Origin of the sequence: Streptococcus australis, from assembly GCF_015553625.1 — a bacterium.
GTDB lineage: Bacteria > Bacillota > Bacilli > Lactobacillales > Streptococcaceae > Streptococcus > Streptococcus australis_B.
The window spans coordinates 108,593-131,672 of sequence record NZ_JADNGY010000002.1 but is presented as its reverse complement, the minus strand read 5'-3'; the positions used below and the strand labels follow the sequence as shown (position 1 = coordinate 131,672).

At 40.0% G+C, this 23,080-nt stretch carries 23 protein-coding genes and 1 pseudogene; 8 read left to right on the top strand and 16 right to left on the bottom strand.

The window, feature by feature from the left end; all coding sequences use genetic code 11:
* Positions 1-88: 88 nt before the first annotated feature.
* A complete protein-coding gene (locus I2D56_RS02065; RefSeq protein WP_195347865.1) occupies positions 89-724 on the top strand; it encodes a copper homeostasis protein CutC in 636 nt (211 codons plus the stop codon).
* A gap of 76 nt (positions 725-800) precedes the next feature.
* Positions 801-1,460, top strand: a complete 660-nt coding sequence (locus I2D56_RS02060) for an MmcQ/YjbR family DNA-binding protein (RefSeq protein WP_195347864.1) — start codon at positions 801-803, stop codon at positions 1,458-1,460.
* 93 nt (positions 1,461-1,553) lie between these two features.
* Here the strand turns inward: I2D56_RS02060 and I2D56_RS02055 are convergent, their stop codons facing one another.
* The 4 genes from I2D56_RS02055 to I2D56_RS02040 form a co-directional block, all read right to left on the bottom strand.
* Positions 1,554-2,216: a hypothetical protein gene (locus tag I2D56_RS02055; RefSeq protein ID WP_195347863.1), complete on the bottom strand. Its 663-nt coding sequence runs from the start codon at positions 2,214-2,216 to the stop codon at positions 1,554-1,556.
* Positions 2,217-2,355: 139 nt separating this feature from the next.
* Positions 2,356-3,624: a PLP-dependent aminotransferase family protein gene (locus tag I2D56_RS02050; RefSeq protein WP_195347862.1), complete on the bottom strand. Its 1,269-nt coding sequence runs from the start codon at positions 3,622-3,624 to the stop codon at positions 2,356-2,358.
* A 240-nt stretch (positions 3,625-3,864) separates the two neighbouring features.
* Positions 3,865-4,512 (bottom strand): PAQR family membrane homeostasis protein TrhA, encoded by a 648-nt coding sequence (gene trhA, locus I2D56_RS02045; protein ID WP_125374867.1) that lies wholly within the window; start codon positions 4,510-4,512, stop codon positions 3,865-3,867.
* Entirely contained in the window at positions 4,496-4,954 is a 459-nt protein-coding gene (locus I2D56_RS02040; protein WP_229050162.1) for a DUF1836 domain-containing protein, read from the bottom strand. The genes trhA and I2D56_RS02040 overlap by 17 nt, the downstream gene beginning before the upstream one ends.
* Positions 4,955-5,052: 98 nt before the next feature.
* Here I2D56_RS02040 and yaaA point away from each other — a divergent pair, with 98 nt between their 5' ends.
* Positions 5,053-5,781, top strand: a complete 729-nt coding sequence (yaaA, locus tag I2D56_RS02035; protein WP_195347861.1) for a peroxide stress protein YaaA — start codon at positions 5,053-5,055, stop codon at positions 5,779-5,781.
* Positions 5,782-6,338: 557 nt separating this feature from the next.
* Here yaaA and I2D56_RS02030 read toward each other — a convergent pair.
* On the bottom strand, positions 6,339-6,785 hold the full coding sequence (locus tag I2D56_RS02030; protein WP_023023420.1) for a MarR family winged helix-turn-helix transcriptional regulator: 447 nt from the start codon (positions 6,783-6,785) through the stop codon (positions 6,339-6,341).
* A 299-nt stretch (positions 6,786-7,084) separates the two neighbouring features.
* Here I2D56_RS02030 and I2D56_RS02025 point away from each other — a divergent pair, with 299 nt between their 5' ends.
* Positions 7,085-8,263, top strand: a complete 1,179-nt coding sequence (locus I2D56_RS02025) for a pyridoxal phosphate-dependent aminotransferase (RefSeq protein ID WP_195347860.1) — start codon at positions 7,085-7,087, stop codon at positions 8,261-8,263.
* Between the two features lie 46 nt (positions 8,264-8,309).
* On the opposite strand, the gene I2D56_RS02020 is transcribed toward I2D56_RS02025, so the two are convergent.
* Positions 8,310-9,362: a cell surface protein gene (locus I2D56_RS02020; protein WP_195347859.1), complete on the bottom strand. Its 1,053-nt coding sequence runs from the start codon at positions 9,360-9,362 to the stop codon at positions 8,310-8,312.
* A gap of 295 nt (positions 9,363-9,657) precedes the next feature.
* Here I2D56_RS02020 and asnS point away from each other — a divergent pair, with 295 nt between their 5' ends.
* Together asnS and I2D56_RS02010 are read left to right on the top strand one after the other, a co-directional pair.
* The gene (asnS, locus tag I2D56_RS02015) at positions 9,658-11,001 is read left to right on the top strand and encodes an asparagine--tRNA ligase (RefSeq protein WP_120701873.1); all 1,344 of its coding nucleotides are present in this window, start codon (positions 9,658-9,660) and stop codon (positions 10,999-11,001) included.
* Between the two features lie 118 nt (positions 11,002-11,119).
* The gene (locus tag I2D56_RS02010; RefSeq protein WP_195347858.1) at positions 11,120-12,319 is read left to right on the top strand and encodes an MFS transporter; all 1,200 of its coding nucleotides are present in this window, start codon (positions 11,120-11,122) and stop codon (positions 12,317-12,319) included.
* A 540-nt stretch (positions 12,320-12,859) separates the two neighbouring features.
* On the opposite strand, the gene I2D56_RS02005 is transcribed toward I2D56_RS02010, so the two are convergent.
* Both I2D56_RS02005 and I2D56_RS02000 read right to left on the bottom strand, forming a co-directional pair.
* Positions 12,860-14,077 (bottom strand): tyrosine-type recombinase/integrase, encoded by a 1,218-nt coding sequence (locus tag I2D56_RS02005; protein WP_001291561.1) that lies wholly within the window; start codon positions 14,075-14,077, stop codon positions 12,860-12,862.
* An 81-nt stretch (positions 14,078-14,158) separates the two neighbouring features.
* Entirely contained in the window at positions 14,159-14,362 is a 204-nt protein-coding gene (locus tag I2D56_RS02000; RefSeq protein WP_000814511.1) for an excisionase, read from the bottom strand.
* Between I2D56_RS02000 and I2D56_RS09790 the strand changes: the two genes are divergently transcribed.
* The gene (locus I2D56_RS09790) at positions 14,346-14,597 is read left to right on the top strand and encodes a hypothetical protein (protein WP_001845478.1); all 252 of its coding nucleotides are present in this window, start codon (positions 14,346-14,348) and stop codon (positions 14,595-14,597) included. The genes I2D56_RS02000 and I2D56_RS09790 overlap by 17 nt on opposite strands.
* 225 nt (positions 14,598-14,822) lie before the next feature.
* On the opposite strand, the gene I2D56_RS01995 is transcribed toward I2D56_RS09790, so the two are convergent.
* On the bottom strand, positions 14,823-15,053 hold the full coding sequence (locus tag I2D56_RS01995; protein WP_000857133.1) for a helix-turn-helix domain-containing protein: 231 nt from the start codon (positions 15,051-15,053) through the stop codon (positions 14,823-14,825).
* The gene (locus I2D56_RS01990) at positions 15,050-15,472 is read right to left on the bottom strand and encodes a sigma-70 family RNA polymerase sigma factor (protein ID WP_000804885.1); all 423 of its coding nucleotides are present in this window, start codon (positions 15,470-15,472) and stop codon (positions 15,050-15,052) included. Before I2D56_RS01990 ends, I2D56_RS01995 begins: the two co-directional genes overlap by 4 nt.
* Positions 15,473-15,976: 504 nt before the next feature.
* Between I2D56_RS01990 and I2D56_RS01985 the strand changes: the two genes are divergently transcribed.
* Positions 15,977-16,330, top strand: coding sequence for a helix-turn-helix transcriptional regulator (locus I2D56_RS01985; protein WP_001227347.1), 354 nt, complete (start codon positions 15,977-15,979; stop codon positions 16,328-16,330).
* Positions 16,331-16,389: 59 nt separating this feature from the next.
* On the opposite strand, the gene I2D56_RS01980 is transcribed toward I2D56_RS01985, so the two are convergent.
* The 6 genes and pseudogenes from I2D56_RS01980 to I2D56_RS01955 all read right to left on the bottom strand — a co-directional run bounded on the left by I2D56_RS01980 (position 16,390) and on the right by I2D56_RS01955 (position 23,079).
* Positions 16,390-16,557: a cysteine-rich KTR domain-containing protein gene (locus I2D56_RS01980; RefSeq protein ID WP_000336323.1), complete on the bottom strand. Its 168-nt coding sequence runs from the start codon at positions 16,555-16,557 to the stop codon at positions 16,390-16,392.
* A gap of 118 nt (positions 16,558-16,675) precedes the next feature.
* The gene (gene tet(M), locus I2D56_RS01975; protein WP_195347857.1) at positions 16,676-18,595 is read right to left on the bottom strand and encodes a tetracycline resistance ribosomal protection protein Tet(M); all 1,920 of its coding nucleotides are present in this window, start codon (positions 18,593-18,595) and stop codon (positions 16,676-16,678) included.
* 15 nt (positions 18,596-18,610) lie between these two features.
* Positions 18,611-18,658, bottom strand: a pseudogene (locus I2D56_RS09910) (hypothetical protein); the annotation flags it as partial.
* 313 nt (positions 18,659-18,971) lie between these two features.
* On the bottom strand, positions 18,972-19,907 hold the full coding sequence (locus tag I2D56_RS01965) for a conjugal transfer protein (protein WP_001224320.1): 936 nt from the start codon (positions 19,905-19,907) through the stop codon (positions 18,972-18,974).
* Entirely contained in the window at positions 19,904-20,905 is a 1,002-nt protein-coding gene (locus I2D56_RS01960) for a lysozyme family protein (RefSeq protein ID WP_000769868.1), read from the bottom strand. The genes I2D56_RS01965 and I2D56_RS01960 overlap by 4 nt, the downstream gene beginning before the upstream one ends.
* Positions 20,902-23,079 (bottom strand): CD3337/EF1877 family mobilome membrane protein, encoded by a 2,178-nt coding sequence (locus I2D56_RS01955; RefSeq protein ID WP_000804748.1) that lies wholly within the window; start codon positions 23,077-23,079, stop codon positions 20,902-20,904. Before I2D56_RS01955 ends, I2D56_RS01960 begins: the two co-directional genes overlap by 4 nt.
* Between the last annotated feature and the right edge of the window lies 1 nt (position 23,080).

Sequence of the window (23,080 nt, the reverse complement as noted above, 5' to 3'; positions counted from 1 at the left end):
TGAGGCCGATGGTTTTTCTAATTGACAAAGCCTTTAAAAAAGAGTAAGGTAGAACAAGAAACCGATTTCAAATACAGGGAGATTTAGGATGCCACTATATGAATTTTGTGCAGAGAACATAACTCTGTTAGAGAAGGCTTTTCAAGCAGGAGCACGTCGTGTAGAATTATGTGATAACTTAGCGGTTGGAGGTACGACTCCAAGCTATGCGGTGATTAAAGAAGCTGTTAGGATTGCTAAAGACTATCAGGCCAAGGTTATCGTCATGATCCGTCCGCGAGGTGGAGACTTCGTTTATTCTAAGCAAGAGCTAGACATCATGTTAGAAGACTGGAAAGTTGCTCGTGACTTGGGTGTTGATGGCTTGGCTATTGGGGTCTTAACTGCAGACAATCAGCTGGATAAAGCCGCCATGCTGGGTTTCATCGAAGCCAGTCAAGGCTTCGAGTTGACCATGCATATGGCATTTGACCAGATTCCTTTAGAAGATCAAGCGTCGACGATTGAATGGATGAAGAAAGAGGGCGTGACGCGACTATTAACGAGAGCTGGAAGTCCAGATACCGATTTAGACCAACGTTTGAAACGGTATGAAGAGTATGCAGACCTAGCGGATGGCCAGTTGGAAATCTTGGCAGGTGGTGGTATCTCTTTGGAGAATCGACAGCTTTTCCTTGATGTTCCGGGGGTGGATCAGGTTCATGGAACTCGCGTTGTCTTTTAAATCCATATGAGTTGAGAACCATTCTCAGCTCATTTTTTGCTTCTTTTTGGTATACTGGAGGAAAAGGAGTAGACCAGTGTTTTTACCAGATTATTTTGAGAAATATAGTATAGATAAAGAAAAAGCCCTGGCTTATGGATTTTCAAAGCAGGGAGAGAAGTTTCACTATCAACAACTAATCCTAGATGGAGATTTCAAGCTCTATGTGACTGTCCAAGGTAAGCAAGTGCATTTTTGGTTGGTGGATCAAGAGACAGGTGATGACTATGTGCAATTGCATATGGACCAGATGGTAGGTCAATATGTGGGTCAAGTTAGAGAAGCTTGCCAGCAAGTCTTAGAAGACATCAGAAGCTCCTGTTTTGCTGTCAAAGACTTTCTATACCCTCAGACCAAGCGCTTGGTGGATTGGATCAGCCAGAAATATGACCGGCCCATTGAATACCTCTGGGACCGCTCACCAGACTCGGGTGTCTTTCGTCATCAAAAAGATCTCAAATGGTTTGGTGTCTTAATCAAGATAGACTGGTCCAAGCTAGATGCGAGGCAAGAGGGGAAGATTGAGGTTCTAAATCTTAAACTGGACCATGTCAGCCAACTCTTAGAAGAACGTCCTTTCTATCCAGCCTATCATATGAACAAGAAATACTGGATTAGCATCCCCTTGGATGGACGAGTAGAGGACGATCTACTCTTTGAGCTTGTAGGAAAGAGCTGGTCCTTGACCAAGAAGTAAAGGGTTAAGCCACTCATAAGTAAAAGTGAATGAAAGATATAAAGAGGCTAGGACAGAAGTCCTAGCCTCTTTTATCGTTAAGAATTTCCTATCCTATTGTTCTTTGGTCAATGAGAAATGGAAATCTCTATAATTATTGTAGTCAAAATCTGTGTTGATATCAGTAGTGAAGGCTATTGGAGTATAATGTCCTTCCTCTAGGATAAATCCTGGTTTGAAACGGAAATTTGCAACTCCTAAACCGGTAATACCGGGAAGTAGTGCATCTGCACCATTTAGTCCTTCTGAATCCCAGTAATAAACATTCCCAGATGCTTGAATAGCTTTTGAAGTATAGGTAGCTGTGCGGGTTGGTTCACTATCATTTTTAAAGCTCACAACAGTTGTGATATCACCATTGGCTTCAACAGTCATTTTGATGCTATCTGCTTGAGGACTAGAGCCTACCCAAGTACCGACAAGATCTGCAGGAACGACAGTTTGATTAGTTGAAGCGGTATCTCCCGCCTTACTTGCTTCAGATGAAGCGGGTGTACTACTTCCCTGATTTGAAGAATCGACCCCTTCTTTTGTCTGAGAAGAAGAAACTGTCGTTTTCTTGTTCAAACTAGCTTTTGGTTTTTTCTCAACTTTTGAGCTAGAAGCTTTTTCGGATGAAGCAGTAGTTTTTGTTTTTGTGCCACATCCTCCCAAAGCAAGTCCAAGTGATGCAGCCGCAAGAGAGGCTGCAGTCCAACGAATAATAGATCGTTTCATAAGATCACCTCTATATCTTTCTGACTTAGATTATACTCCTATTGTTACAGATATCAAGTTTTTTTGTAATAAATGAAATATTTTCGTAACATAGTTTTATATATAAAAATAAATCATGAGATAATCGGCTGAGAATACATCACAGATAAGCTTGGATCTTTACCAATACATCTTCCAGTTTGTCCTGATTAATACGGGCAAAGGCATAGGGACAAGTTTGGATATAGGCTGATTCAAAGAAGTGAAGAGGGAGACCGCTATGCTTTAGTCGTGCGACAGAAGGAACTTGTCTCAAATCTAGCAAGACTCCTCCAATAACAGGCCAAGCGGGGATGGACAGGGAATGGTGGTGGAGAATGGAAGCAGCTTGCTCTTTTTGGATGACTTGCTGTTGGTGAAGGAGCCTTTTGTTTTTGGCAAACATGCCATTATCAATATAGAGGCTCAAAGCCTTCTGCATGACCAAGTTACTTTCGTAGTCAAGTGTTCCTTTTAGTTTTAAGACAGGAGCAAGGAGGGCTTGGGGCAGGACCATAGAAGTGATCCGAAGGGCAGAAAAGAGGCTGGTAGAAAAGGACTTGATGTAGATGACCCGGTCAGAGGCATCCAGGTAATGAAAGCTAGGAGAGAAATATGGATCATAATCCCCCAGGTAATCGTCCTCGACAATGTAGACATCATAGAGGTCCGCTAAGGCTAGTATCTGTTCCTTCTCTTGCTTGCTATAACTATTTCCTAGCGGGTAATGGTGACGCGGAATGGTATAGAAAAATTTGATCTTGCCAGTTTTGAAGATAGCTTCCAGTTGGTCAAAATCAATACCATGAGGCAAGCGATTGATGCTTTGGTATGGCAAGTCTCGGTCCTGAATTAACTTGTTGATGCGGTAGTAGGTTGGTTGCTCTACAAGGATTTCTTCTTTTTGGTTGGGAAAGGCAACCTGGCTTAAGAGGTAGAGGGCCTGCTGGGTTCCTGAGGTAATAATGATTTGTTGCTCCTGGGTGTATATCGCATCTTCTCGAAGAAGGGTGGCAATAGACTGACGGAGATCGACTAGCCCTTCCTGCTTTTCATAGTAGTTGAAGAGGTAATTGTCACGACCTACCAAGGTTTCATTGATACAAGTCCGAAAGTCTTCAAAGGCCTGGAAGCGATCTTCCTTGAGGCGTAGAGGCAGATCGGTATGTTTTCCAGTCTCTTCCTCCAAGACATAATAGCCACTTTGGGGCTTGGCATAGATGTAGTTTTTATAGTTGAGCTCGAGCAAGGCCCGTTGGACAGTGTCCTTGCTACAGGCATACTGACTGGCCAGTTGGCGAACAGAAGGCAGGCGGTCTCCGGTTTTTAGGATCCCCTGATCAATCTGGTTTTTTAATATTGTAATAATCTTTTGGTATTTGGTCGTCATAACTGTCCCCGTACAATTTTTCTTTATTGTAGTCAATTTGAGGTAAAAAAGCAACTAAAAGAGAGTGGAACAGAAATCGGTCATTCGTTAGAATTCGATTTCGTCGTCCCACCTCCGCACAGTTGAGTAGGGCTGTAACAGCTGATAAAATCAGCCTAGTAGAGCCCACTCAACCACTGCGACTTGCTCGACAATCCAAAGAAAATTAAGAGGCTAGGACTTTTGTCCTAGCCTCGTGTCTTACATGACGTACACAATCGCGATATATTGCAGAGCAGAAGCAGCTAGAATGAAGAGATGCCAAATCATATGGAAATAGGGTTTCTTTTTGGCGTAAAATCCAGCTCCAACTGTGTAGCATAGGCCCCCCATCAGCATTAAGCCCCAGAAGGTTGGACTTGTCTGGCTGATGATCTGAGGAATGATAAAAATCACCAACCATCCCATAATCAAATAGAGAGCTAGGCTGAATTTTTCATTCACCTTCTTAGCAAAAATCTTGTAGAGAATCCCAAAGATGGTCGTCCCCCATTGAATCAGAATAATGGCATAACCAAACCAGTTATTCATGAGAGAAAGAACGACAGGCGTATAGCTTCCTGCAATAGCAATATAGATCATGGAGTGATCGATAATTCGAAGGACGTACTTCTGAGGAGAGTCATAGGCCATGGCATGGTAGATGGTCGATGAGAGAAACATGAGAAAGAGACTGATGACAAAAATCGAAGTCCCGATAGCTGCAAGGGTTCCGTGTGTTTCATAACTATAGATGGCAGAAGTTGGTAGAAGAAAGAGCATCAAAACGGCACCGACTGCATGGGTGACACTATTTGCGACTTCCTCTCCAAAAGACAGGCGCTTGCTTAGTTTACTGGCATAATTCACTTTCATTTTCCTCCTCTGAACGAACATGGATATAGGATAGGGTTTCTTGGTAGAGCAGAACAGTACGACAGGCAGATTCGATAATAGGCGCTAAAGGTTCTTTTTCCTCGTGTAGGAAGTCTACAAAACTATTATAGAGGTTTGCGGAATCGGCTTGCTTCTGCAAGAGATTCAAAGTTGCTACAATCTCCTGGATGGAAAAGACTGTTTTTAAGGTTGTAATAGCAATGAGGCGTGCGACCTGTTGTCTTTTGTATTTCTTCTTATCTGGTTTTGGCAAGTAGCCGTGTTTGACATAGTTATTAACCATGGAGGCCGTCAAGCCCTTGTCTGTTTCGGTAATAAAAGGCGAACAGACTTTATTAACATAGAGGAGGACTTGGTCCAGATAGAGGTCGATCTCTGGAATTTCTTCCCACTTGGGATAGTTGTAGTTAAACAAAATAGTTATTACCTCTTTAATACCTAGTTTCGATAACTAGATGATAGCATGAAGGCGATTTTATGTCAAGTGAAAATGAAATATGGTACAATAACACTATGAAACTATTAATTCCAACCGCAAAAGAAATGAATCTGGATACCCCTCAAAGATCTGGGAGTCCTGTATCGAGTGAAACTCAAGAGGTTATTCATGCCTTAGCTGCATTATCTCTAGAAGAGTTAGCCTCTCTCTATAAGATTTCAGAAGAGCGAGCAAGCGAAGAGGAGCAACGGATTCAGGCGCTCCTGTCTGGATCGGCTTCGACCTACCCTGCTTTGAGGCTCTTCGACGGCCTCATGTATCGGAATATCCGCCGGACAGACTGGACAGAAGCAGAAGAAGCTTACGTAAAAGAACACCTCTTGATCACCTCAGCTCTTTATGGGGTGATTCCAGCCCTTGCTACGATTGCTCCCCATCGTTTGGACTTTCTAATGAAGCTCAAGGTCCAGGGGAAATCCTTAAAGGCTTTTTGGAAGGCCAGCTATGATCAAGCCCTTCAGGATGAAGACCTCATTATTTCTTTACTTTCCAGTGAGTTTGAGACAGTCTTTTCTAAGGAGATTCAAGATCGGATGGTGACCTTTAAATTTCTTGAAGAAAAGAATGGTCAGTTAAAGGTTCATTCGACCATATCTAAGAAAGCGCGTGGGGCTTTTGTGACAGCTTTACTCGAGAAGCAGGTCACGACAGTTGAAGACTTGAAGCAGCTAACCTTTAATGGCTTTGCATACCAGTCTGAGTTATCGACTGAAAAACAATTAGTCTTTGTGAAATATGAGTAAAATAGAAGGTACTAGTCATTGTTGGCTAGTACCTAAAAATGTGTTCAAACTATTTTTTACATAAAATAGCTATCTGATTTAAATAAACGAACTTATTTAAGTTGTTTAGTCATAGCTAAAACTTTCCGCCGTGAGAAAAGTGCCTGAAACAATTATGTTTCAGGCACCCGGAATTATTGAGAGTAAAACAGTTTGGGGAACTGTTTTAGCCTGAGCCAAGAAATTAAAGAGCGAAGAGGCTCAATACAAATTGAACACGGGCTGCGGATTGTGTCAAAAAGATAAGTCTTCCTAGAATCTAAAGATTCTGCGTCAAACTTCCTATTTTGACTTTATCCGCAGACGCCCTTAGTATCTTGATTTAGTCATGGAACTTTGAAGAAGTTCGCTGGCGTCCGAACTCACCTAAGGAAAGTTTTTAAGAGGACCTTACCTCTAATCTCATGTACTAGTCAACAGTGACTAGTACATTTTGTTTTTGAGAATCAAAAAGCTGTGTTCCTAGCTCGCTACTAAAGGAAGTTGGCGATGAACACAGCTGAAGGAATGGATAGAATTTAGTGGGAGCCCTTTAACTTCTTCAGAAGAGTTTGCAGTTGTTTGTGCTCTTCTTCGCTAAAGACACTCATGACTTTTTGAACATTTCGGATATGATCAGGAAGAACTTCGATAATTTTTTTTCGGCCCTTTTCTGTCAAAGAAACAATACAGGCACGACGGTCGTCTGGATCGGTTTCCCGCTTGATCCATCCATCACGCACCATATTTCGAATTACGACGGTCATATTTCCAGAGGTCGCTAAAATACTGTCAATCAGGTTTTGGATACGGAGATCCCCCTTACTGTACAAGGTTTCCAAAACGGAAAACTGAGTAGGGGTCAACTGATGATCCTTAAAGACATGGGACTCTGCTGCACGAAAAGTCCGTTCTGCCTTGTGAAAGACAATCATGGTTTTTAATTCTGTTTGGGCTTCTTCAAATAGTTTCTCTAAATTCTTCATAGTATCATTTTAGCAATAAATAGTATTAGACGCTATTAAGCCTTAATATCAAATAGATTACAGGTGGGTGACAAGGTAAGGGAATTATGAACAGAAGAAATCGGTCTGTTAACTTTAACCTCAAATAATTTTCCCGTCGAATAGTAAGAAGTAGTAAAGTTTCTTTGCAAGCCTTAGTAAAATCTTGCTCCAAGTCAGATGTATGGTGTATAATATAGGTATTGTAGCCAGTTTCTGGTAGAATCTAAGTCTAAGTAGGATAGGTCCGATAGGGGTCCCAGATAGAAAGTAGGTAAGGTATGAAAATTTCTGATCGTGTATTAAAGATGGAAGAAAGTGTCACCCTGGCAAGTGACGCCAAAGCGAAAAAACTAAAGGCAGAAGGGAAAGATGTCCTCTTTCTAACTTTGGGCCAGCCTGACTTTCACACTCCAGAGAACATTCAAGATGTTGCAGTTGAAGCCATTCGAGATGGGCGTGCTTCCTTTTATACGGTTGCTTCCGGTTTGCCTGCATTAAAGGCTGCAGTCAATACCTATTTCGAACGCTACTATGGATATTCAGTATCACCCAACCAAGTTACCTTCGCGACAGGTGCTAAGTTCTCACTTTATACCTTCTTTATGGCTGTGGTCGATCCTGGCGATGAAGTGCTCATTCCGACCCCCTACTGGGTTAGTTACGGGGACCAAGTTCTGATGGCAGAAGGTGTTCCTGTTTATGTGAAAGGAACTCAAGCCAATAACTTTAAAGTCACAGTGGAGCAATTAGAAGAGGCTAGAACAGAAAAGACTAAGGTCTTGGTTTTGAACTCACCATCTAATCCGACTGGAATGATTTATAGCAAAGAAGAACTCTTAGCGATTGGAAATTGGGCTGTAGAGCATGATATTCTTATCCTTGCAGATGATATCTATGGTCGCCTGGTTTATAACGGGAATGAGTTCGTTCCAATCTCAAGCTTATCCGAAGCTATCCGCAAACAAACGATTGTGATTAATGGAGTTTCTAAAGCCTATGCCATGACTGGTTGGCGGGTTGGCTATGCGGTTGGTGACCCAGAGATTATCGCAGCCATGAGTAAATTGACTGGTCAGACAACTTCGAACCTGACAGCTGTTTCACAGTACGCAACAATCGAAGCTCTAACTGGTCCGCAAGACTCTGTAGAAGTCATGCGTCAAGCCTTTGAGGAGCGCTTGAATACTATATATCCTCTCCTGTGTGAAGTTCCTGGCTTTGATGTGATCAAGCCCCAGGGAGCCTTCTATCTCTTCCCTAATGTCACAAAAGCCATGGAGATGAAGGGCTATTCAGATGTGACAGAGTTTGCAACTGCTATTCTGGAAGAAGTAGGGGTTGCCCTTATTACAGGTGCTGGATTTGGAGCTCCAGAAAATGTCCGTCTTAGCTATGCTACTGACCTGGAGACTCTAAAGGAAGCTGTTCGTCGCTTGCATCAATTTATGGAAAATTAAAAGAAAAGAACCTTGGTTGAGTTGACCAAGGTTTTTTTCTATAGAATTATAAGTAATCAACAGAAAGAATTGTGCTTCCTTTTTTCACAGCTACACGGGTCTTAACCCCATTGTTCCCTTTTGGAAGGCGGAACTTTTTCACTTCTGGACTAGAAGGTTTTGATTGAGTCTTCTTGCTAACCGGTACACGTGTTTTCACTCCCTTATTTCCTTTTGGAAGACGAAGTTTTTGACTAGGTTTTTCTGGAACAGAAGGAGTCACAGGTTTTTCAACAACAGGTGTAGTGATTTCTTTATAGAAATAGGTCACAGTCACCAAGTTAGAAACATGAAGTTTGTGGGAGGTTAATTCTTCTTTGTTAGCAGATTGGTAGACATATGTTTTTCCATTAGCTTGGATCTGAGCGGGTGCTGTTGGAAGACCAGCTTCATAAGCCAGATCAAGGCTACGCTCAACGCTGTTTTCTTGTGCAGGCGCAATTTCTTGTCCATTTTCATCTACATAACGAGCTCGTTTAATAACATCTGGATTCAAATCAATATCGTCATAGAGATGAATGACTTCAATGACTGGTGCTGTAGTAGTCCCTTTTTCAGGAGCGCTATTGTAATGGAAACCATCTTTGATGCCAAGATCAGAATATCTCACTCGGTACCATGTTTTTCCGTTTTCGTCTGTAACTGTTGCTGGACCATTCCCAGAGACGTCATATTCAGTAAAAGCATGGGCTTCAACTGTTTTGTAGACGACATCTGTTGAAGTAGCGACTGGATAATAGTCTGGTTTAAGAGTCCGACGACGATGGATCACACGGATTTCAGAGATTCGTGGATCCACTGGAGTCTCAGCAGGAGCTGGAGTTGCTTCCTCAACTGTTGAGCTAGTTGTTTCTTCGCTAGGAAGTGGCGCTAGTGCTTGGTCGGAAACGGCAGCAGCTGAACCATCTGTATCTACTGAGACAGGAGCAACCGTATCTTGTCGTTCAGAGATAGGAGCAGTGACAGGTGCTGTCTGCTCATCCGCAAAAGTGGTTGTTGCGAGACTGAGGGCTAAAACAGCTGCACACAATCCCGTAGTGAGTTGAAGTTTCTTTTTCATATTTTCCTCCTTATACATACTGATAGTATAACTTGCAAGCTTTTTGCTTGTCAAAAATGTCTGCTAGAAAGGTTAAAATAACAGGATTTTCCTTTGAATAATCAAAATATAGGATGAAATATTTAAATCGGTTCAAGAATTTGAGAAAGTTAATTTACTTTTTTTAAAAAAAGTCTGTTTTCGTTAAAAAAGCCGGATTTTTAGATTGTGAGAGATAGCTATCGGCTCTTATTTGTGGTAAAATGAAAGGTGACCATGTCTTCGGACAAGTACAATGAGAAAAGGAAGATGTATTATGACAAAACGGATTACCATCATCGAAGTAAAAGACTATGTCGGTCAAGAAGTGACTATCGGTGCTTGGGTGGCGAATAAATCAGGAAAAGGGAAAATTGCCTTCTTGCAATTGCGTGACGGGACTGCCTTCTTCCAAGGTGTAGCTTTCAAACCAAACTTTATCGAAAAATTTGGTGAAGAAGTGGGGCTTGAAAAATTTGATACCATCAAACGCTTGAGCCAGGAAACGTCTGTCTTTGTGACTGGGATTGTCAAAGAAGACGAGCGTTCTAAATTTGGTTATGAGCTCGATATTACAGACATTGAAGTCATCGGTGAATCTCAAGATTACCCAATCACTCCAAAAGAGCACGGGACAGACTTCTTGATGGATAACCGTCACTTGTGGTTGCGTTCACGCAAACAAGTCGCTGTTATGCAAATCCGTAACGCTATTATCTATGCAACTTATGAGTTCTTTGACAAGAACGGCTTCATGAAATTTGATAGCCCAATCCTTTCAGGAAATGCAGCTGAAGATTCTACAGAACTTTTCGAAACAGACTACTTTGGTACACCAGCATACTTGAGCCAATCTGGTCAGCTTTACCTTGAAGCTGGAGCTATGGCCCTTGGTCGCGTCTTTGACTTTGGTCCAGTATTCCGTGCAGAGAAATCTAAGACTCGCCGTCACTTGACAGAGTTCTGGATGATGGATGCGGAGTATTCATACTTGACACACGACGAGTCACTTGACTTGCAAGAAGCTTATGTTAAAGCGTTGCTTCAAGGTGTTCTGGATCGTGCTCCTCAAGCCTTGGAAACTTTGGAACGTGATACAGAGCTCTTGAAACGCTATATTGCTGAGCCGTTCAAACGTATTACTTACGATGAAGCCATTGATCTCTTGCAAGAGCATGAAAATGATGAAGATGCTGACTACGAGCATCTTGAGCATGGTGATGACTTTGGTTCTCCACACGAAACTTGGATTTCAAACCACTTTGGTGTGCCAACCTTCGTAATCAACTACCCAGCAGCTATCAAGGCCTTCTACATGAAACCAGTTCCTGGTAATCCAGATCGCGTGCTTTGTGCAGATTTGCTTGCACCAGAAGGTTACGGAGAAATCATCGGTGGTTCAATGCGTGAGGAAGACTACGATGCTCTTGTCGCTAAGATGGAATCACTTGGTATGGATCGTACAGAATACGAATTCTACCTTGACCTACGTAAATACGGTACCGTACCACACGGTGGATTTGGTATTGGTATCGAGCGTATGGTAACCTTCGCAGCTGGAACAAAACATATCCGTGAAGCTATTCCATTCCCACGTATGTTGCACCGTATCAAGCCTTAATAACTCTAAAAACGCCAGTTGGCGTTTTTACTTTAAATGAAAGAGGTGGAGGAAATGTAGGCAAATCTAGGTAAGTCTTTTAGAAACAATCATCCTACATATTGAAAGAGAGAAAACAATGTTTAAAAGAACTTACAAAGGCAATATTCCACTCCTAGCAGGACTGGAATTCACATCTTATTTTGGAATCACTAGTTTTTGGATTTTATTTTTCATTCAGAATGGTCTTTCCTTACTTCAAATCGGTCTATTAGAAAGTATCTTCCATGGGACAAGTCTCTTGTGTGAGATCCCATCTGGTATGTTGGCCGATCGGTTTAGCTACAAGACCAATCTCTATTTGGCTCGCTTGGCTAGTATTGTGTCTTCTATCTTGATTTTGTTTGGTCAAGGGAATTTTTGGATCTATGCGCTTGCCATGATGGTCAGTGCTTGGTCCTACAATTTTGATTCGGGGACCAGTACGGCTTTCTTATATGATTCAGCTGTAGAAGCGGGTCAAAAGGACCATTATCTTCAGATTTCTAGCTTCTTGTCTGGTGTGGCTGAAGTCACCCGAACTTTAGGGACAGTGGTGGCAGGCTTCTTTATTCACGGAGCATTGGCTTGGACTTACTTGATTGCTATTGGCCTTTCATCGCTATCCATTCTCTTGATTTTTCTAATGAAAGAGCCAGAGAGCAAGAGTGGTGAAAGAAATCACTTAACCTTAAAACGGATATTGGTGGTAGTGAAACAAGAATGGCAGGAGAAACCAGTCTTGTTTTACTGGATGTTCACCTTTCAGCTGGTAGGAACCATCATGTGTATGTTTTATTTTTACTACCAACAGAAAATCAGTGACCTAGCCAGTTGGCAAGTATCGCTCATCATGCTTGTTGGTAGTCTCTTAAATCTTCTAGCGGTTTATCTGGCTAGTCAAATCGGTAAAAAATGGAATAGCAATCAAGTCTTTCCAATTTTAGTTGCACTGACAGGTCTGGCCTTGTTTTTGGTAGGGTTGAATACTCCATTGGCCTATCTGAGTGTTTATCTTCTAACCAATGCCCTATACGCGGTTTATCAACCCATTTACTACAATGATTTACAAGGCTATTTACCATCTAGTGTTCGAGCAACCATGCTTAGTATCAATTCGATGATGTTTAGTCTATCCATGATCGTTATCTTCCCACTGACTGGTTGGTTTATCGATACTTGTGGATTTGTAGCTGTTTTTCTTGGGCTAGGACTTATAACACTTATCACTTTCCCTCTCTTACTGATGGGACTAGGAAAAATGGGCAATATTTTAAATAAGGGGACAAAGATGGAATAATATTCCTAACCTTCATTTGTCTAAACAAGATTAAATGGGACAAGAACTAAACGAATTTTCTATGTGTTTAGAAGAATAAGATTGAAGACAAAGTCATCTTAGAAACTTTCCTTAGGCGAGAACGGACGTCAGCGAACTTCTATGAAGTTCCATGACTAATTATTGAGCCTGAGGTCTCAATAATTCCGAGTGCTAGAAACAATATTGTTTCTAGCACTTTTCTCACGGCGGAAAGTTTCAGTAGATGACTGAATAACCCTAACCAATAAAGTTATTTATCTTTATTGAAGTTAATAGATTTTTATAAATGAGCACTTGTCTACGTTTACACTCTCTCTGCTTTGCAGGGAGATTTTTTTTATCTTTAAACAAAGTATAAATTTCTAATTATCTTTTTATATTTTCTTAAATGCTCGTAAAGCCTTATTCTATGTGCTTTCGAGTATTTTTACTGTAGGAAGATACTTCACGTTTCTTTGCATATTTCCTCATGTCTTAGCTGTCAGAAGTGGTAAATAAGTAGTAAATTCATTTGTACTACTAAGCAACAAGACGCTCCTGTTGCTTCTCTTTATTCAAGCGTTTCATTTCTGCCATTGCAGAATCGAATGTTGCATGTGCGTAATAGTTCAGCGTCATGGCTATATTAGCATGTCCCATAATGTACTGTAATGCCTTTGGATTCATTCCTGCATTTGCATAGTTGGTACAGAATGTATGTCGCAAACTATGTGGAGTGATGTGTGGCAATTTATCCTCGTTATACTTATTGTATTTCTTAACAAGACCTTTCATCATGCCGTTGTAATCACTTGCCACTTTTGGATAGTTCTTTCTATTAAGAAAGAGGAAATCACTATATCCATCAATCTCAACACGCTTATCATTCTTTCGATTCGCTAACACTCGCTTAAATGCTTGATAGGCTTCTTCAACCATAGGAACTTGACGTTCGCCACTTTTGGTCTTTGGTGTTTCAATGTAGTACCCAATTTCAGTATCTCTCAATAGCTGATGGTCTATATTGACAAGACGATTCTCAAAATCTAAATCTGGAAGTGTCAAACCACCAAACTCTGAAATACGAAGACCTGTTTTTAAGAGTATCAGAATTTCATCATAATTTTTGCTGTAGGTTTTATCAGCTTTTGCAAAGGCTAACAGTTTTTCTTCCTGTTCTTCTGTTAGTACGGTCTTAGGGACAGTATCATCATCAAGAACTGCTTTCAGTTGAAAGTCAAATGGATTCTTCCGAACACAATCATCTTGTATAGCAATATAGAATGAAGCCTTTAAAGAACGTTTGTAGTTATTGATGGTTTGATAAGCATAACCATTTTCACTCATTCTAATAGCCCATTCTTTAGCGTCTGATGGCTTAATACTGTCAATACTTCTTACACCTAACTTGTCTTTCTTCAAAATATCCATAAGATATTTGCGTCCAGTTTCAGTGTTTTTTCTAACCTTTGGTCTTTGAGCGTTCTGTTTTGCGTAAAGCTGGCAGAGTGTCATTTTCTTTCCTACAACATCAATACCATCATGAATGTCTTTCTGTAACTCTGCGATTTTCTCTCTAAGTGAGATACAATCACGCTTTCCTGCTGGTACTCGGTCTGTAGCCACAAGTTTCCACGAGTAAACAAATTGCGGTTCTCCAAATGAATCTATATATTTGTATAAGTATCTTCCGTCTTTTCGTTGGCTCTCTCCAGTCTTTAAGATTCGACCTTTATTGTCACGTCTTTTTTCTGACATGGCATTTGCTCCTTTCCTTTATGGAAAGAGCCTTGATACGACTTAATACTATTTTATCATATACAAGACCCTTTGGCGACGCTAGATTGCGTCCAATGTATCTATAATTTTTTCAAATTGTTTTCGTTTAATCTGAATACGATTGCCATTCATAATCAGCCAATTTGCATTTTTATTTTCCTCTGCCAAGCGTCGTAGCTTGTTTTCGCCAATACGAAAATATTTTGACGCTTCTTCAATGGTTAGGGTATAACGTTCCCAAATAGGAATGTCAGTCTGCTTCATAAAATCCTCCTTTCCAAATCACTTATTTGGATTTCATAAAAGTTGTTTTACCAGCAATCGAACAGCTTTAGCAAAGCTCACGGGAGTTCCACCCCTGCATGGTTCTCATGTAGCCATACTCATTGCCTGCGACGGTTTTATCACGCTCGGACTATTGACTGTATGGGAGTATCATTATCACGATAAGAATGTCGTTGCAGGCAATCCTGCTAAAGATTGCTTCTCGGATCACTAACATGAATCGCTCGCTATCTTTATAAGATAGGTCATGGCGGTTAGTTCCGTTGGCTCTTTTCTTATCGAAACGTATTCGATTACTTTTATTCAGTTTTCAAAGAACAATGGCTCGTTAGCCTATCAAAACACATTGAAAGCTCAATATGCTTTGGTGGAATAACAAACCTCCCTGTTCGGGAAGCGTGGAATGGTTTAGCACGCTTCCACGAAAGGAGAGAGGATATTACTTAATTTCAAATGACAAAATCTTTGTAATCAGTCTGGTTTCCATTCTTCCACGTAAGACTTCATCAACGACCATACTTTGATTGCCATATTCATCTTTCATAAGTCGTAGGGAACGCTTCGTTATGTACCCTCTGTAATGATGTAGAATCTGGTTAATCGCTTCGGTATCGCCATCTGTTGCCTTTACAATGAGAGGAAAGGGAATCATAGGATATTGTGTTTTCATTCTTCAAATTCCTCCATAAACTTTTTAATTAAGGCTAGTCCACTGGTTCTATGCCGATAGACAGTAGAACGGTTCAATTTCAACAGGTCTGCAATTTCTGAATCGCTCATGTCCATAAAGTAAAACAGCAGTAGAATTTCACGTTTCTTGTCTGGCAACTCACGTAATGCTTCACTCAACAAATCATTTTCAACGCCTACTGATAACCCATTGAGTGTAAAAATCTGAAAGTCAGTTGAATAGTTATCTGTTGTCGCAAACTGGCTAACAAGATAATCGCCAACATCCGAAAAGGACACCTCACGCTTTGCAATCCTTGAAAGATAAAGCATATAATTCTTTCGCTCGTCTTCCATAGCACGTTTACAGATATAGTCAAACTGATTTTCTATTGTGGTCTGAAAAGAAGATGGTTTCATGTTTCTCACCCCCTTTCTGTCTAGGAAAGGAAGTGAGCCTTGCTCGTTTATCTCCTTTCACTCTTAGTCCCAATGTGAAAGGGGGATTTGTTGCATTACTGATAAATAAACTTTGTAAAAAAGTTCTGAATAGCCAAAAAAGCATATAAACAGATTTATTTCTCTGTTTACATGCTTCTGTTATTCTATCTATATGATTTATAAAACCACATTGGTGGACGTACTTATCTATTGCAGATAGACGACTTTTTTTGACAAGAACCCAATGTAAGGAAATTTATTGTATATGATGTACTTCATGGCGACGTTGACCTCCAACAAACCGCCATTTGGAAGTAATATACAATATTTTAACAGCGTAAATAGCACTACCATATAACGGTTTTTTTTATTGGCGTTTAGTAGTGCTTTTTATTAAATATAAACCTATAAACCATATAACACGTTTTTCTATACCTGTTTTTAATTCAGTAGGAACAATAAAATGTATAGAGGTGGTCTACTATGCGTAAAAAAGAAGATAAATATGATTTTAGAGCCTTTGGTTTAGCCATTAAAGAAGCTCGATTGAAACGAGGTTTAACTCGTGAACAAGTGGGAGCATTGATTGAAATTGACCCACGGTACTTAACTAATATTGAAAATAAAGGGCAACACCCCAGCATACAAGTTCTTTATGACCTTGTATCGTTACTTCATGTTTCCGTTGATGAATTTTTCTTACCTGCTAATAACTTGGTAAAAAGCACCCGACGATTACAGATAGAGAAATACATGGATAGCTTTACAGACAAAGAACTATCCTTAATGGAATCTTTAGCCAGCGGTATCAACGAAGCAAGAAACATCGAAGACTAATTAAAAGAATCCATACATAACGGAAAGAGCCGATAAAATGAGATTGTATTAATCTCATTTTATCGGCTCTGCGTCTTTGCGTCTGGCTCTGTAATCACAGTTACTTTGAACTGCTTTATTTCAATTAAATTTTCTTGTCTGCATTTCGGACAATAGAGGGGGAATTTTTTTAATTCAGTATCTTCCCTTATCTTTAATCGTGTTTTATTTCCACATACAGGACACAATATCCACTTGTAGTTTATAATAACTATCTCCTCCTTTACACTTTAATTCAAATCTTTATTAAAAAATATTTCATCTTATTTAACAAGAAACCATATTTATATAACAACATAAAATACACTAAGTTATTTTATTGAACATATATCGTACTTTATCTATCCGACTATTTGGACGACGGGGCTGGCAAACAGGTTCACCGGTAGTAACATGGTACCCTTTTAACTCTGTTAAACAAACACTACGTCCATTTGTAAAGAAAGTTAAATCACTACGATATTCTTGAATACACCGAGCAGGGATTTCTCCACTAAGAATGACCTCATTATTTTTCAATTGAGTGTCTACGATGTTCGCACAATATTTAGGAGCATCGTTGTATGCTCGTGAAAGATATTCCTGTGGCGCATAAATTTTAAAACTAAGATATGGCTCTAACAATTCTGTTCCAGCTTTTTTTAAGACTTGTTCCAATACAATAGGAGCAAGCATCCGAAAATCTGCTGGGGTACTAACAGGGCTATAGTATAAGCCATACTTAAAACAGATTTTACAGTCCGTCACATTCCAACCATACAATCCTTGTTCACAGCCATAGCGTATCCCCTCCATAACTGCATTTTGAAACGATTGATTTAAGTATCCAAGAGAAACCGAGCTCTCATACTGTACTCCGCTCCCTAATGGAAGCGGTGCTACAGATAGACCAATGGAAGCCCAGAAAGGATTCGGTGGAACTTCGATGTGAATGGTATACTCTGCTTTTTTTAACGGTCTTTCCATATAAATGACTGTAGGCTCTTTTATTTCTATCTCCACATGATACTTTTCTTGCAGCATAGCACAAGTCACTTCCATTTGTACTTTCCCTAAGAAAGAAAGTATGATTTCATGTGTCGCAGAATCCACATAATATCGCAGAAGCGGGTCACTGTCGGAGATTTCTAAAAGTGCATCAAGTAACATTTCCCTTTGTTGAGGTTTGCTCGGTTCAACAGTCGTTTGCAGCAGAGGGAGGGGATTTTCAATTCTCTCTCTCTGTGGCAATAGCTTTGTATCTCCAAGAACACTATTTAACTTCAAAAACTCATTCTGCAAAATAACAATTTCCCCGGAATAAGCCTTATCGATTTTACATAATTCACCATTTATTGAAGTATACATTTCTGTAATTTTTATTTTTTCCTTTTCCGATATTCTAACCGAATCTCGCAAATGCAGTACGCCACTATAAAGACGTATATATGCAAGACGCTGTCTTTTTTCCGAATACTCAATTTTGAAAACTTTTCCGCAAAGTTCAGACTGACCTCGATGTGTTGATGAATAAAATTTATTCGTAATCACTTCTATAAGGTTATCAATCCCTATATTGTTTTTTGCACTTCCGTGATAAACAGGGAACAGGGAACAATTATGAAATCTTATGCTTTCCTCTTGTTCGAGTTCTAATGCTTCCAATAATTTCCCAGACGTATATTTCTCCAAAAGGTAATCATTTCCTTCTATTACCATATCCCATTGTTCAGATTCGGTAAAGTTCATTACACGCATATTAGGATGCAGTTCTACCTTCTGTTTGATTACAATTTCCGCAGAAAGTTTCTCTTTAATATCCTGATAAACCGTTGATAAATCAATTCCATTTTGGTCAATCTTATTGATAAAAAAGATTGTGGGAATACCTATTTTCCTAAGTGCATGAAACAATATACGAGTTTGTGCTTGTACGCCATCTTTTGCAGAAATCAGTAGAATTGCCCCATCTAATACTGATAATGAACGATATACTTCTGCTAAAAAATCCATATGTCCTGGCGTGTCTATGATGTTTATCTTAGTATTTTTCCACTGAAAAGAGGTTATCGCCGTCTGAATTGTAATTCCTCTCTGACGTTCTAAAAGCGTATTATCCGTTTTCGTTGTACCTCTGTCCACGCTTCCTAATTCTGTAATCGCTCCACTGTTATATAATAAGCTTTCTGTTAAGGTAGTTTTTCCCGCATCAACATGAGCTAAAACTCCAATATTAATAATTTTCATGTGATTTTCCTCCATTCAAAAGCCCAAAAGGGCATAAAAATCCCAGTGATAAATACTCTTATCACTGGGATTTTTATGCATAACCATAGGCATACAAAGCATACAGATATTCTCCGGATACTTTAGAATCACATGATAAAGGTATTCTTAAACTGGGTACAAAAAACTAAGCCCTCCTAAAAAAGGACATCCAATTATTTGTTCCCACTATCAAATTGACAGTTTATTTAAGAATACCTTGCCGCATATTTATTAACTCCTTTTAAATAGATACTTAAATAATAGCACGTAAGAGCATATTTGTAAAGGAATCTCCAATTTTTTATCAAAGAGAGTACGTGATTACAAAATAGCTGTAATAATGTACCAATATTTGTTATTCTATAATCTTCCAATTACTCCCGTTCTTTTCAAGTACCAAATCAAATTGAGATACCTGCGTTGCTTTGGTCTGCTGGTCGATATACTCCACTGTCAGCGATACCGTGACTTGATTATCCTTACGATTGTGAATAGGATTTACCAGTTCTTGAAAGATGTACTCTTTTCCGATTGGTTTTAATATCCCGTCATTCACATAGTAGGAAAGTTCACTGGCTGTCGCTGTAGGATAGAGCTTGAAGAACGTCGTTAAAAACTCATTGATTTCATTGGTTGTAATGGAATCAACCGTCCCCTCACTTTCAATGGCTTTTGGTTTATAACTTGATTTCTTAGGTATGTTGGTAATGGTCGGATTCTTAACCAGTACCATATTTCCAGAACCATCTACATAGACACTCACTATATAAGCAGAGTGGACGGTCTTTGTATTTTCTCCCTCTGTAATGAGCTGGTCTACACTGTAGGTTACATTAAACTCATTGTCGCCAGTTGGCTCTACCGTCCATATCTGAAATCCTCTTACAGAAGACGATACAGGAATATCTTTGCGTACTGTATCAACATTGAGAGCTTGAAGTTCATCTGTCAGATAGCCTTTTAGACTTTCCATTCGATTATCAATGGACTTATCGGATTGCTCCCATGAATAGTAGACTTTCGCAAAGTTCTCTACAAAATTTTCTACATGATGAGTATCAACGTATTCCTTTTCTATGATAGTTGTTTCGTGAATAGTATGAGTATCTATAGCTGTAAAGTGCTTGAATATCGCAAAGCTGAAACTAAGCCCTAAAAGTACCCACAAGGCAATCACAACCTTTTTATGAGGATTGACCTTATAGTAGACACGAGGTTTCTTTTCCTTTGGTATCTGTTTTTCTTTATTCTGATTTTTTCTAAATTTCATCATTAAATCTTCCTTTCTCATTGTTTGATTCGTCCTGCTCCCACTAAATGCTGTTGCCAGTAGGGGCTTGTTAAGTCGGCATAACCGATTGGGTCGCCTGCATGAAACATACGGTTATTGCCAAGGTATATCCCAACATGAGTAATATAAGAGCCAGCGTTATAGGTAGAATGAAAGAAAACCAAATCGCCAGCTTGTGCTTCCGATAGTGGGATATGCTGGGTCACATCATATTGCTGTTGTGCGGTTCGTGGTAAGTTAATTCCAGCTTTTCCATACGTCCATTGTGTCAGTCCGCTACAATCAAAAGAAGTAGTCGGGGAAGCTCCACCGTAAACGTATCGCCAGCCCTCATATTTCAGTGCTTCGTCCATGATGGCTTGTACCGTATCATCATCAAACTCTGTTGTGACAAGATACTGCGTTACCAGTTGCACATAAAACATATTGCCATAGTTGTATCGCCAGCCCCCATTGATAGGTATGGCTATGGGATTGGGGTAAGACACTTTTTCGCCACCTGAATACTCTTTTGAGAAACTTTGAGCCAGTTCAAAGGTATATTTATTTCCACGATTAGCCACATACCCTAAGAAACCACCACCATAATTGTAGGACTGGATAACCGATTCTAAATCTACACTGAGCCTTTCGCTACTGGCTAATAATTCACTGAAATACTTCACACCTTGCTTAATGGATTCTTCTGTACTCAATGAATTAGGTGGAAGACCGAGGGATTCCGAGGACTGCATAACATCTTCCGCAGTACCGCCCGATTCCACCTGTATAATCGCAAGAAGTATGTTGACATATTCTTCAACGCCATATTCTTTGGCATATTTTTCTACCATAGGCTTATGAGCCAGCACTTCTGCGGAAACATTCACACCTCCATAATGAATATTGGAAATTCCGCTGTCCTGTTCATCTGAAAATAAAATGGCAACAAACAGAAGCAGTGAGAAGACCATCAAGAATAATCCAGAACCACCAATCACTAAAGTTTTCAACTTCATGGTTTCTTACCGACTTTCTTAATGGTGGCGGTTTTGATTGGTGGTCTACTTCTTGTATTTTGTAGTGGTACTCTTTGAACAGTAGACGGACGTTCTTTTGTGATTGGACGTTGTGAAGTTCTATCTGCTGTAGTGGTTGAAGTTGCTGGCTTTTGAACGGTTTTTTCTTGAACGGTATTGCCTTGGCGTTCCACTTTTGGACTTGAAAAATCGGACTTAACTGCTGGACGCTCTTGTTTGGCTTGTTGAGATTCCTTATATGAAGTCTGAATATTAGACTGTTTTGAGGTCTGTTCATCATGATATTGTTCTTGTCTTGTAGTCGGTCTTTCATGAACAGAAGAAGCAGGCTGTTTTTTCTGTTTGACCTGTTCCATTTCAGAGCGACGCTTCGCAATGGTTTTTCGCCTTTGTTCCTGCTGTTCCTTGCGTCCACTGGCTCTGTCCGCTTTGGTTTGAGAAATACTACTGGTTAAATCACGGACATTCTCTTTTACTTTGGATTTTCCTTGATATACTGCATATCTTGCATTGGTCGGCAAATCTTTAACCTGTTCTTTCAAACCACTAGCAGTGTCTACCATTCTGTCTTTGGTATCAGCTACTGTACCGATGGTTTGACCGATACGTTTTCCAAGTGTTGATTTTTCCTTTCCGTCTGGTCGGGAGTGATCTGCTTGTGTCCTTGCAGAACTCCCCGAACCCGACTGTCCTTTTTTACCTGTAACAATGGCAGACCCAGCCCCTAGAGTAGTCATGGAACGTCCAAGTTTCCGCTGTAGACGGTGCATGTGAGCGTGCATAAGCATACGAGGTTTTCTCATCACACGACTTCCCACACTTTGAGAATCGTTACTCTGTAGAGAAAACATACTCATTAAATCGCCCAGCTTGAAGTAGATTCCTGCAAAGGTCACAATCTGTAGAAAAGCAATCAAAAAGAACGGATAACCAGCCGATAAGGTATAGAGCATGGTTGAAATACTAAATGCTGTCGTAATAATCAATGTGATTCCAGCTCGTGTCAAAATGGTATTAAAGAGCTTTGTTATGGCTCGTTTTGACATACCATCAAATGATGGAATCATGCTTAAAATAAAGCTCACAGGCAGAAACATAGCATAGATGATAAAAAGTACCTGCGAGAAAATCATGATTCCTGTTAATAGGAATACAAATATGGAAATCCCAATATTGAAGACAAATAGGAAGAAGACTGTACCTAAACGGTTAATGGTCTTTGTAATGGTTAGATTGGTATTGCTTCTGTCTTCAATTTCTTCCGCAACAATTTTTTCTCTGTCTTCGCCATTGTTGGAATCTGGGCTGGTGGAGAGCAGGCTTTCCACACGGTCAATACCGATACTTTCAATGTCTGAACTGTTGTATTGAAGCAGTAGCCACGGTTGCTGAACCTGTATGGAAAACAGGCTATCTCTGATTAAGTCCACGCTGTCCTTGCCTTGACTATCGGAATGGGGCATGACAATCTTCGTGCCAAGTGATAAACTGGCATTACTGATGTCTGATGAAAAGTCATTGATTTTTTTAATGTAGTCGGGAGCGTAGGCAATAAAGGAAGCCGATAGGATAAACACCAGCACAAAATTCATAATGGCATGAATTGCCTTTGTGGTTTCTCTCTTTATCAGTCCCGTATAGGCAACATAAACCCCAAGAACCAAAATCAAGAGTAAGAGGAATCCAACATAGAAACCCTCTGTTGAAAATCCGTTTGCACTCACACCAGCTAAGGTCTGCATATTCTTACCAATGGAATCTGCTGTAGCGGAAATGAAGTCTAAGGAATAGGCTTCCTGTACTAAGTAACCTGTCGCATTGGAAACATACAAACTGATTGTCCAAATAAAATTGGTAATGGCATATAGTCCATACATGACCTGTTTTCCAATCCCGTCCGACCAGTTCCACGGAAGCCAGCCCCAGCTATTATCCACATAAAAATCCAGTTGATAGTTTTCAAGTGGGTATCGGCTGTATTCATTTGCCACATTGACCGTATCATCTACCAAGCCCGCAGCTTGAACCACCGTTCCCAGCATGGCTAAAAGAAAAATGGCAATCACAAGTGTGAAAGCCACTGTCATTGCCACTTTACCTAGACGTTTCAGCGTCCAGTTTGATTTTATTCTGTTTACTATTGATGGTTTCACA